The following is a 12,176-nucleotide window of genomic DNA, read 5'->3' as shown; positions in this document are numbered from 1 at the left end:
AAATATCTCGATCACACAACAACGCCATTTGAGGAAATCGCAGGCAAAGGTCGTGCACAAAAGACTTTCAATGAAATTCCATTAGAAGTAGCGACCCATTATGCAGCAGAAGATGCAGATATCACATTGCGCCTATGGCAGGCTTTGAAACCAAGAGTGGATTCTATCCCGACATTGAAATCGTTATATGAAACGATTGAAATGCCATTATTAACCGTTCTAGCAAAAATGGAGCATGATGGAATTTTGGTGAATGTGCCACATTTAGAAGCATTTAGTGCGGAGCTGGCAGAGCGATTAACGAAACTAGAAAACGAAGTTTATCATTTGGCAGGTGAAGAGTTTAACTTGAGTTCACCGAAGCAATTGGGTGAAATCTTATTTGGTAAATTAGGCTTGCCTGTGATTAAGAAAACAGCAAAAGGGCAACCTTCTACTAATGAAGAAGTGTTGCAAGAATTAGCGCTTGATTTCCCATTGCCAAAGCACATCATCGAATATCGTGAATTATCAAAATTGAAATCCACTTATACAGATGCTTTAGTTGCAGAAGTGGATGCGACAACTCAACGCATTCATACATCATTTAACCAAGCTTTGACATCTACAGGGCGATTGTCTTCATCGAAACCAAATCTTCAGAATATTCCTGTGCGTACAGAAGAAGGCAGAAAGATTCGACAAGCGTTCATAGCGAAAGATGGTTATAAAATGATCTCTGCCGACTATTCACAAATTGAATTGCGTTTGATGGCGCATTTCTCAGGTGACGAAACATTGATTGCAGCGTTTAAAAATGATTTAGATATTCATAGAGCGACAGCTTCAGAAGTTTTTCATACGCCATTGGAAGAAGTTTCAGGCGATTTGCGTCGTTCAGCAAAGGCGATTAACTTTGGTTTGATTTATGGCATGGGCGCATTTGGTTTAGCGAAGCAGTTGGGTATTGCTCGTGCACAAGCGCAAGATTATATTCAGCGTTATTTTAGCCGTTATCCTAGCATTTTGCAGTTCATGGAGGATGCAAAAGAAAAAGCACGCCAATTGGGTTATGTGGAAACATTATTGGGTCGCCGTTTGCCATTGCCTGATATCAATAGCACAAATCACATGATGAAATCAGGCGCTGAACGCGTTGCAGTGAATGCACCATTGCAAGGAACTGCTGCGGATATCATTAAATTAGCAATGATTGAAGTGGATAAGCAACTAGCTGCATCAAGCTTAGATGCCAAAATGCTGTTGCAAGTGCACGATGAATTGATATTAGAAGTTGTGGAAAAAGATGCGGAAGCCGCGGCTCAGTTATTGAAAAATGCGATGGAAAAAATCATTGAGCTAAAAGTGCCCTTAAAAGTAGAAGTGGCAATCGGTGATAATTGGGATGAAGTACATTAATCTCTTTTATGATTAAACTCAAAGCGCAATCCATTGGATGGCGCTTTTTATTATCTGTTATAAGTTGCTCTGAATAGTTCATATTGAATAGCGTAAATTTTAATAAGTTTCACTTATTATGAGTGCTTGATTTATATAATTATTTTACATATGCCCTGCTATTTGTTTGATTTTAATGTTAATTGTAAAGATAGTATGGTTTGTGCATATAATATATATATAAATAATACGAAAAAAATTTATTCTTATAAAAAACATGATACCGTTAAGTACAGATGATTAATTCATATCTTTGTTTTATATGAAAATAATAGATGCTAATTAATAGTGTTAAGTAATATTGTATGCATCATTATTCTTGTTTCAGTTCTGAAAATATTTTTGAAAAATGTACATAAACATACGTTAGATTCAGGTGAAAATGAGGAGAAAATATGGGACGTTTGGAAGGTAAAGTGGCAATTATTACAGGTGGTTCTCAGGGAATGGGGGCTTCTCATGCTAAATTATTTCTTCAGGAAGGTGCAAAGGTTGTCATTACTGATATTAATGAAACAGAAGGCCAAAAATTTGCAGATGGTTATGGTGATAACCTTTTATTTATCAAACATGATGTTTCAAATGAAGAAGATTGGAAAAAAGTTGTTCAATTTACATTGGAGCATTTCAATAAAATAGATGTTTTAGTTAATAATGCGGGTATCCAATACTCCATTCCTCTCATTGAAATGAGCGCTGAACAATATCTAAAAGTCATTATGACAAATCAGTTTTCTGTCTTTTTAGGTATGAAATATGTTGCGCCTCATATGATCGCTCAAAAATCTGGCAGTATCATCAATACATCATCTATGTTTGGTTTGGTAACTAGTGCAGGAGCAACCGGCTATACTGATAGCAAATTTGCAATCCGCGGTATGACAAAAACAGCAGCGATTGAATTTGCACCTCACAATGTCAGAGTGAACTCAGTTCATCCTGGGGCAATTAAAACGCCTATGGTTATGCAGTTGCCTGAATTAGCCGCAGAAGTTACGAAAATGATCCCCATGCAGCGTTTAGCAGAGCCTGAAGAAGTTTCTAAGTTAATTTTATTTTTAGCTTCTGATGATTCAAGTTATTCAACAGGTTCAGAGTTTATTGTAGATGGTGGTTACGTGATTCAATAACGGAGATTTTGCTATGTTAAAAATATCAGAAAATATTCAATTTGATGAGCTAGATGAATGGGGGGATATGAATAATTTCAATATCAAATCTTTATCTGGTGCAACGATAGTTTATGGGAAGCTAGTATTGAATGATCATGTTAAAAAAATTAATAGTGGATATTTTGGTGTTAAAAAAAGCCAATTTACAACAACATATTTATTTACAGAGCAATCTATCTTATTGGCTGGTGAAATCACATTAATTAATGATGATACAGGAGAAAAATTCTTATTAAAAGCAGGTGATAGCTGGCTTGTGCGAGAAGGTACGACATTAACGTGTCATGTTGAAAGTGACTTTTTTATTAAGCATTACCTTGCAGCTGGATAATACCAAAAAATTTATCCTTAAATAACGTTAAAAATAATTCGGAGAATGGTCTATGAAAGCATCAGTGATTAGAGAATTTAAAACTAAATTTGTCACAGAAGAAATTTCAATTGATAATCCTGTAGATTATGAAGTATTGGTAGATGTCAAAGCGTCAGGGTTATGTCATTCTGATTTACATATTTTAAATAATGGCGAAGGCCAGCAAGCACCGTTGGTTGCTGGGCATGAAATTGCAGGTGTTGTATCTGCAGTTGGTGATCGTGTTACTGAATTTAAAGTGGGTGATCATGTGGCGGCATGTGTTATCCAATATTGTGGATGCTGTGATGCTTGTTTATCAGGGCATTCTTATCAATGCTTGAATAAAGAATCTACATTAAGAAGTGCAGATCAGCCACCTAGACTATCGGGTAAAGATGGCAAGCCCATTTTTCAATTATCAGGCATTGCTGGTTTTGCTGAGAAAGCATTAATTCATCAAAATCAGCTAGTTAAAATCCCTGTGGAAATGCCATTTCCTCAAGCTTGCATTATGGGATGCGCAACTGCAACAGGTGCAGGCGCTATGATTAACACTGCAAAAATTCGCCCTGGAGATAGTGTTGTTGTGGTTGGTTTAGGCGGTGTTGGATTGAATGCTGTATCTGGTGCTAGAATTTGTGGTGCTTCTAAAATTATCGCAGTGGATATTCAAGATTCTAAGCTTGAGTTAGCTAAAAAATTTGGAGCGACCCATACCATAAATTCTACAACACAGAATGTTGTGGATGAGGTTATGAAGATAACAAATGGTATCGGTGTGGATGCTGCATTTGAAGTTATTGGTTTAGTGCCAACTACAATGGATGCTTTAAATACTTTGCGTTTAGGTGGCTCTTTATACTTAATAGGTTTATTTAGACCCAATCAGAAATTAGAAATTGATGGATCTGTCGACTTAATTTATCCCAATAGAAATATCAAAACCATTTGGATGGGATCTACCAATATCAAAAAAGATCTGCCAATGTATGCTCAATACTATTTAGATGGTCGTTTAAATTTAGATGATCTTATCTCAAGAGAAATACATATTGATGATGTTCAAAAAGCTTATGATGATTTAGCTACAGATAAATTAGGTATTGCTCGATCAGTGATTACATCATTCGATTAGTATGATCAATGGTTGACAAACGCTATCCTTCGGATGGCGTTTTTTATGACCGAAAATATTAGAAAGAGAGGTAAATTGATTACAATGGTATATTGATCATTTTGCATTGTAAGGAATATTATGAAAATCATTACATGGAATGTTAATTCCATTAATGTGCGCCAAGTGCATTTAGAAGAGATATTGAAAGATGTCAAACCTGCTATTATTGGTTTGCAAGAATTAAAGTGTGAAACAGCATCTTTTCCTTTCGATGCAGTTAAGGCTTTAGGGTATCATGCAATTGCCAGTGGACAGAAAGCTTACAATGGTGTTGCTTTGATCAGTGAAGTTGAGCCTAAAGATATTGACGTCAATTTGCCAAATTTTGAAGATGATCAACAGCGCTTAATCGCAGCAACAATAGGTGATTGTCGTGTCATTAATGTCTATGTACCTAATGGGCAAAAGGTTGGTTCAGAAAAGTATGAATATAAGCTCCGATGGCTTTCTGCATTTCATGATTATTTGAAAGATACTTTAGAAAAGTATGAAAATGTTGTGGTAATGGGAGATTTTAATATCGTGCCTAAAGATGAAGATGTTTATGCACCTGAATTGTGGCGAGGAAAAATTCTCTGCTCTGATCAAGAACGTACAGCCTTTAATGATATGTTATCACTAGGTTTTGTGGATGCACTGCGTATATTTGCAACGCAAGATCCTATGTTTACATGGTGGGATTATCGTCAAGGACAGTTTGAAAAAGATGAAGGAATGAGAATTGATCACTTTTTATTATCTAAAAATATTTCTTCACGTATGATGAGATCAGAAGTTTTACGTGAAGTTAGAGCAAAAGAGCGACCTTCTGATCATGCGCCTGTCGCTATTTACTTAAAGGATTAAATAAATTATTGTATAAAGAATTTATTTATCTTATTGCGTAGCATTAATGGAGAGTGGAATCATGTTTACGGGAAGTATAGTTGCAATTGTTACACCAATGTATCCTGATGGTCGTGTAGATTATGGCGCTTTAGAAAAGTTAGTCGAATTTCATGTGATCAATAAAACGGATGCAATTGTAGCAGTTGGAACAACTGGAGAGTCAGCGACTCTTGATTATGACGAACATCGTCAAGTTATCCGTAAAGTTGTAGAGTTCGCAGATGGCCGTTTACCTGTCATTGCAGGCACAGGTTCTAACTCGACATTAGAAGCATTAAAACTAACGCATTGGGCAGCAGAAGATGGTGCTCAAGCCTGTTTGTTGGTAACGCCATATTATAATAAACCGACACAAGAAGGTTTATTTCAGCATTACAAATTGATTGCTGAATCTGTGGACATTCCTCAAATCTTATACAATGTTCCTGGTCGTACAGGTGTTGATTTGTTGCCAGAAACAGTGGCTCGCTTAGCCAATATTGATAATATTATTGGTATTAAAGAAGCATCTACATTAGAGCGTATGGATGAGTTGTTAGATAAAGTATCGAGCGATAAATTTTCTGTATGGTCAGGTGAAGATGGCTTAGCATGTGAAGCGATTTTACGTGGTGCCAATGGTGTGATTTCGGTATCTGCTAATATTGCTCCATTACAAATGTATAAAATGACTCAAGCTGCTATGGCGGGTGATCGTGAGAAAGCTGAAAGTCTAAATGAAGAAATTAAAGAACTACATCGCTTATTATTCATTGAAGCAAATCCAATTCCTGCGAAATGGATTTTGAAAGAAATGGGTAAAATTCAGGGCGGTATCCGTTTACCATTGATAAGTTTAGACAAACAATATCATTTAACCATGCAGGATTTGATCACGAAATTACCGAAAGCGTAATTTATTGCTATAATATCGCACAATTTTATGACGTTAATGTGTTTATTTAAAACTATTCGGAAATTTATATGAAATATAACAAAGCATTAATAGGTGGTCTTGCTGGCTTGATCGTACTTTCTGGTTGCTCAACGAACTCCATTCAACCTAAAGGTCGATTAGATTATCTTCAAGCATCATCTGTTAATCCATTAGAGTTACCGCCAGATTTAGTGGGACGTGGTGGTAATGTGGATAGCAATAATCGCACGACTCAAATGTTGAGTGATTATCAAAAGCAAGCAAATAATAGAAATAATATGTCGAATAGAGTATTGGTGTCTTCGGATGCTGTTCGCATTGAGCGTTCAGGTGATACTCGTTGGATAGCAACAACTTTGCCAGCTGAATATGTTTGGTCAAGATCTGTGCAGTTATTCCAAGAAGTAGGATTGCCTATTGAAATTCAAAATCCAGAGGCTGGCATCTTAGAGTCTGGTTGGGCAGAAAATAGGGCGGATGTTCCTGATTCTTGGATTCGTCAATTATTAAAATCTGCAATGGATAATGTATTCTCATCACCTACACGTGATAAGTTTAGAATTCGTTTAGAGCGTGGTGGAAAAGGCGAAGTTCTTGTTTATGTGACGCATTATGGTATGAAAGATCAGACTTCTGGTCGTGATAATGAATTCCATACATGGGTAGATCGCCCAAGAGATTCTGAGTTGGAAGCAGAAATGATCTCTCGTTTGGCAGCTAAATTAGGTGTTGCTAACCCTAAAGAAGTGAAAAGTGCTAGTTCCATGATTATGGAAGAAACTGCCAATGGTGTTGTGATTAATCGCCCATTAGATACAGTATGGATTCAAGTGGGTAATATTTTAGATGATGGCGCAACCTTTAAAATTGAATCACAAAATAGCAATGAATATAGCTATATGGTATTGCAACGTGATCCTAATAAAACAAAAGGTGGCGGTCTTAAATTTTGGCAAGAAAAAGAATCAATTTACTATCGCTTCAACGTGACGATGAGTGCTGATGGTAAAAATCGTACAACGATTAATATTGAATCTTTAGATCGTATGCCTAACAGCGAAATCATGCAACGCTTGAGAACAAGTTTGCATTAATTCAACCAAGTATCATTAAAAAGCGCCTGTTTGACAGGCGTTTCTTTTTTGTGTGATGGAAATTATGAAAAGAATCCAAAAATTATCTCCTCAAGTCATTAATCAGATTGCTGCTGGCGAAGTGATTGAGCGTCCAGTATCTGTTGTGAAAGAACTTGTGGAAAATAGCATTGATGCTGGATCAACTGAGATCATTGTGGAAATTCATGAAGGTGGTGCTAAGAAAATTACGATTCGTGATAATGGTAACGGGATTCATGAAGAGGATTTATTGCTTGCATTAACAAGCCATGCGACAAGTAAAATTCGAGATTCTAATGATTTGGTACGTGTACAAAGCTTGGGTTTTCGTGGTGAAGCTTTGGCAAGTATAGCTTCAGTTGCTGAATTAATTTTAACCACAAGAACGGCAGAGTCTTCCCATGGTTTTAAAGTGACAGGTGTTGGCAATGATGAAATTGAAAAGCCAATGCCAGCTGCTCATCCTTTCGGTACAACCATTGAGGTTAAAGATCTTTTTTATAATGTGCCTGCCCGTAAAAAGTTTTTAAGAACAGAGCGCACAGAATTTAGCCACATCGAAGAATTGGTGAAGCGCTTGGCACTTGTGCGTTTTGATATTGCTTTTAAGCTTACACATAATGATAAAGTAGTATTTGATACTAAAGCTTGTGAGAGCCAAGAGGATAAAGAGCGCAGAATCGGTACAATTTTTAGCCAAGAGTTTTTGGACAATAGTTTTTATTTTACACATACGATTGAAGATTTACGTGGCACATTAACTTTGCATGGTTGGATTGCAAAACCTACGTTTTCACGGAATCAAACAGATTGGCAGTTTGTGTATGTGAATGGGCGCATGGTGAAGGATCGTTTGATTGCACATGCTATTAAGCAAGCGTATCAAGATGTTTTGTATGGCCATCGCCATCCTGCCTTCATTGTTTATTTGACGATGGATCCTGAAGGTGTGGATGTGAATGCTCATCCTGCCAAACATGAAGTGCGTTTTCGTGAATCACGATTTGTACATGATTTTCTTTTTAGAACCATTCATCAAGTTGTTGCAAAGCCATTATTGGAAATGCAAGGTAATCAGCAATCTGCTAATACCGCTTCTGAGTTTATTCAGCCAACGCCTGAACCTGTACAGCAACAGAGCCGATTGAATTTTAATCCTTCCTATAGTGCAAATAATGCATCTTCAACTTTTCACAGTTCACGCAATGATCAGCCTGTGAACGTTTATGCTGCATTGGGATTGGATCAAAAAGCTGAACAAGTAAACCCTGTATTATCCACATTTCAGCCGCAATCCTTAGCAGGTGAAAATGATCAAGTGGATGATGCACCTTTAGGTTATGCGCTTGGGCAATTGCATGGCGCATATATATTAGCAGAAAATCAGCAAGGCTTAGTGTTAGTGGATATGCATGCAGCGCATGAGCGAATTATTTATGAACGCTTTAAGCGCAATATTCATGAAAATCAAACCTTGGTTCGTCAGCCTTTATTAATCCCGAAAGTGATGCAAATGCAAGGCAAGCATGTTGCAGCTGTGGCAGAATTTCAAGAGGAGTTGGTGCAAGTGGGAATTGTAGCAGAAGCATTTGGTGATCATGAAATTGTGGTGCGAGAAGTTCCTGCAGCATTGATTAATGCAGATATTGATCGTTTAATCACAGCAGTAATTGATGATTTTGATCGCTATGGTTCGAGCGAGAAAATTAAAGCGGCTGTGAATGAAATTTTAAGCACAATGGCTTGCCACAGTGCAATTCGCCATCACCGTAAAATGACATTGCCAGAAATGAACGCATTATTGCGTGATATTGAAAGAACAGAAAGAGCAGATCAATGTAATCATGGCCGCCCAACTTGGACATCCATTGGCATGGTGGATTTGGATCGTATGTTTTTGCGTGGTCAATAAGGAGAAAATATGCAGTTATATGGTGTTTTAGGTAATCCCATCGCCCATTCAAAATCCCCAATGATTCATGCAATGTTTGCACGTAATTGTGGTATTGATTTGGAATATAAAGCTTTTTGTTTGGCGAAAGATAATTTTGAAGGCGAATTGGCGGAATTGATTCATCAAGGTTTATTGGGTGCAAATGTGACCGTGCCTTTTAAGGAAAATGCTTTTCGATTTGCTCATGAATTAACGGCTGAAGCAATTGAGGCAGGCGCTGTTAATACTTTACGATTCTCGGATGATAAATTCATTGGGCACAACACAGATGGCAATGGATTGCTGTGTGATTTGGTGGATCGCCATCATTTAGTATTGGCTAACAAACGAATTTTAGTATTAGGTGCAGGCGGTGCAACGAAAGGTATTTTAGGGCCATTATTGCGTGCAAATCCTTCTGAAATTATGATCAGTAATCGTACTCATGAAAAAGCTGTGCGATTGGCTGAAGATTTTAATCAAAAAGGTAATATCAATGCTTGTGAATGGCAAAACTTATCAGGGCGATTTGATTTGATCATCAATGCGACAAGCAGTTCATTGAGTAATGAGTTTACGCCGTTACCTTGTGAAATTGATGCTAGCACAATTGGCTATGATTTGATGTACGGCACAAAGCCTACGATATTCATGGAATATTTGGCCGAAAATGGCGCAGAAAAATCTTTCGATGGTTTAGGGATGTTAGTTGAACAAGCGGCGCTTAGCTTTGAATTTTGGCATGGTATTAAGCCCAAAACAGAAATGGTTTATCAAGATTTACGCCAAGTTCTGTTATCATATACCGCAGATTGTTGAATGAATAGGATTAAAGATCATGAGCGATAAAGAACAGATCGACTTTGGCTATCAAACCGTTGATAAAGACAAAAAAGAAGAGAAGGTTGCTGAGGTTTTCCATTCGGTTGCATCTAAATATGATGTGATGAATGATGTGATGAGCTTTGGTATTCATCGTTTGTGGAAACGTACGATGATTGAGCTAACAGGCGCACGCAAAGGGCAAAAAGCTCTAGATTTGGCAGGTGGCACAGGCGAAATTGCCATGAAAGTTGCTAAACGTGTCGGTGATGAGGGGCATGTGGTTTTATCTGACATTAACTCATCAATGTTAGAAGAAGGCCGCAAACGTGTGATTAATTCAGGATTTATTAATAATATTTCTTTTGAATTGATTAATGCAGAAGAAATTCCATTTCCTGATAATACTTTTGATCTAGTAACCATCAGCTTTGGCTTACGTAATGTGACGGATAAATTACAAGCATTGAAAGAAATGCGCCGTGTGACAAAACCAGGTGGTCGTGTGGTTGTGATGGAATTTTCTAAAACGAATAATCCAGCTTTAACAAAATTATATGATTTTTATTCTTTTACAGCATTACCTATGATGGGAAAAGTGATTGCAAATGATGAAGAAAGTTATCGTTATTTGGCTGAATCTATTCGTATGCATCCAGATCAAGAAACAATGAAATCAATGATGTTAGAAGCCGGTTTTGATGAAGTTGAATATAAAAATTTAACAGGCGGTATTGTTGCGATTCATCGTGGTTTTGTTTATTAATTGATTTCACAAGGTTGGCTATGTTTTCACGTTGGTTAAGAGTTTTAAAAATTCATTGGATTTTAATGCGTTATGGCTTGTATGAGCTTGTATTTATGATCCCAGTGTTTCGACTATTTGTATTTTTAAAACCTGTTGTCAATCTTTTGAATAAGCATAAAAATACATCTTTGCCAATACGCATTCGTTTAGCTTTAGAAGCTTTGGGGCCAACTTTTGTGAAATTAGGACAGGCGCTTTCGACTAGGAGCGATCTATTTCCTGATGAATATGTTGATGAATTTGCCAAACTTCAAGATGATGTACCTGCATTTGAGTCATTATTAGCGATTCAAATCATTGAAAAGTCATTAAAAAAACCTTTGTTGGAAGTTTTTGACAGTTTTGATGAAGTGCCCATGGCTGCAGCATCAATAGCACAAGTTCATAGTGCTGTTTTAAAAAATGGTGATGAGGTTGTTGTTAAAGTTGTGCGCCCTAATATTCAAAAAGTCATTCTACGTGATATTCAATTGATGGAAATGATCGCTCGTGTTGTTGAAAATTATGTTTCTGGTGGTGAGCGATTACGCCCTGTTGAAGTGGTACAAGAATATCGACGTACGATTCTAAGTGAATTGGATTTAACGCGAGAAGCAGCCAACGGTATGCAATTGCAACGTAACTTTGAAGGTTCTACAGAAATGTATATTCCGCATATTTATATGGAATATGCATGCAAAGATATCATGGTTATGGAAAAGATTTCAGGTGTGCCTGTGGATCATGTGGATACTTTAAAAGCTTTAGGTGTCAATATTCCAAAATTAGCTGAATTAAGTGTAGAAGTTTTCTTTAAACAAGTGTTTGTGGATAGCTTTTTTCATGCAGATATGCATCCCGGCAATATATTTGTTAATGTGACAGATCCTATGAATCCTTCTTATATTGCACTGGATTATGGCATTATTGGTACATTGGGCGAAGAAGATAAACATTATTTAGCCAGTAACTTTTTAGCATTCTTTAATCGGGATTATCGCAGAGTTGCAGAATTACATGTGGAATCAGGTTGGGTGCCAGCGGATACTTCAATTGAAGAATTAGAATCTGCTGTTCGTTCAATTTGTGAGCCGATTTTTAATAAACCATTGAGTGAAATTTCATTTGGTGGCTTTTTATTATCGTTATTTCAAACAGGCCGTCGTTTTAAAATGGAAGTACAGCCGCAATTAGTATTATTGCAAAAAACTTTATTCAATATTGAAGGGATTGGCCGCAAGCTTTATCCCGAATTGGATTTATGGAAAACTGCAAAACCATTTTTAGTCAAATTTGTAAAATCACAAAAGAGCGTCAAATCGGTTGCGCAAAAATATCAGCGTGCAATTCCAAATTGGGTTGATAATTTACCAGAAGCAATGCAAAATATGTTTTTGATCTCTCAAGATATGGTGAGAGGTAAGCTTAAAGTTGATATTAATGATAAAGTATTAGAAAAATATCAGAAAATTCAAGCAAAACAAACTACACGGAAAATTTATGGATTGATGGGTTCAGTGATTTTTGTTTCCACAATTATAAGTTGGCATAATTTAGATGAATGGATTGGGGGA

Annotated in this window: 11 protein-coding genes; all 11 read left to right on the top strand. The window is 36.8% G+C overall.

Annotation, left to right across the window (positions count from 1 at the left end):
* The coding region (polA, locus tag BZK14_RS07865; protein WP_077925971.1) for a DNA polymerase I at nt 1-1,398 on the top strand (1,398 nt) is incomplete at its 5' end.
* Between the two features lie 434 nt (nt 1,399-1,832).
* Nucleotides 1,833-2,567 (top strand): SDR family NAD(P)-dependent oxidoreductase, encoded by a 735-nt coding sequence (locus BZK14_RS07860; protein ID WP_077925970.1) that lies wholly within the window; start codon nt 1,833-1,835, stop codon nt 2,565-2,567.
* A 13-nt stretch (nt 2,568-2,580) separates the two neighbouring features.
* A complete protein-coding gene (locus tag BZK14_RS07855; protein ID WP_077925969.1) occupies nt 2,581-2,940 on the top strand; it encodes a cupin domain-containing protein in 360 nt (119 codons plus the stop codon).
* Between the two features lie 52 nt (nt 2,941-2,992).
* Nucleotides 2,993-4,099 carry a zinc-binding dehydrogenase gene (locus BZK14_RS07850; RefSeq protein WP_077925968.1) on the top strand — a complete coding sequence of 369 codons (1,107 nt, stop codon included), beginning with the start codon at nt 2,993-2,995 and terminating at the stop codon, nt 4,097-4,099.
* 120 nt (nt 4,100-4,219) lie between these two features.
* On the top strand, nt 4,220-4,987 hold the full coding sequence (gene xth, locus BZK14_RS07845) for an exodeoxyribonuclease III (RefSeq protein WP_077925967.1): 768 nt from the start codon (nt 4,220-4,222) through the stop codon (nt 4,985-4,987).
* Between the two features lie 61 nt (nt 4,988-5,048).
* Nucleotides 5,049-5,924 (top strand): 4-hydroxy-tetrahydrodipicolinate synthase, encoded by an 876-nt coding sequence (gene dapA, locus BZK14_RS07840; RefSeq protein ID WP_077925966.1) that lies wholly within the window; start codon nt 5,049-5,051, stop codon nt 5,922-5,924.
* Between the two features lie 68 nt (nt 5,925-5,992).
* Nucleotides 5,993-7,039, top strand: coding sequence for an outer membrane protein assembly factor BamC (gene bamC, locus BZK14_RS07835; RefSeq protein ID WP_077925965.1), 1,047 nt, complete (start codon nt 5,993-5,995; stop codon nt 7,037-7,039).
* Between the two features lie 64 nt (nt 7,040-7,103).
* Nucleotides 7,104-8,972, top strand: coding sequence for a DNA mismatch repair endonuclease MutL (mutL, locus tag BZK14_RS07830; protein WP_077925964.1), 1,869 nt, complete (start codon nt 7,104-7,106; stop codon nt 8,970-8,972).
* Between the two features lie 9 nt (nt 8,973-8,981).
* A complete protein-coding gene (gene aroE / locus BZK14_RS07825; RefSeq protein WP_077925963.1) occupies nt 8,982-9,812 on the top strand; it encodes a shikimate dehydrogenase in 831 nt (276 codons plus the stop codon).
* Nucleotides 9,813-9,831: 19 nt separating this feature from the next.
* On the top strand, nt 9,832-10,581 hold the full coding sequence (ubiE, locus tag BZK14_RS07820; protein ID WP_077925962.1) for a bifunctional demethylmenaquinone methyltransferase/2-methoxy-6-polyprenyl-1,4-benzoquinol methylase UbiE: 750 nt from the start codon (nt 9,832-9,834) through the stop codon (nt 10,579-10,581).
* Nucleotides 10,582-10,601: 20 nt separating this feature from the next.
* A partial coding sequence (ubiB, locus tag BZK14_RS07815; protein WP_077925972.1) for a ubiquinone biosynthesis regulatory protein kinase UbiB occupies nt 10,602-12,176 on the top strand: 1,575 nt, incomplete at its 3' end.

The organism is Wohlfahrtiimonas larvae (assembly GCF_002006755.1).
GTDB classification, from domain to species: Bacteria; Pseudomonadota; Gammaproteobacteria; order Cardiobacteriales; family Wohlfahrtiimonadaceae; genus Wohlfahrtiimonas; species Wohlfahrtiimonas larvae.
Note: the sequence above shows the minus strand (reverse complement) of the source record. Positions and strands in the feature narration are given on the sequence as shown.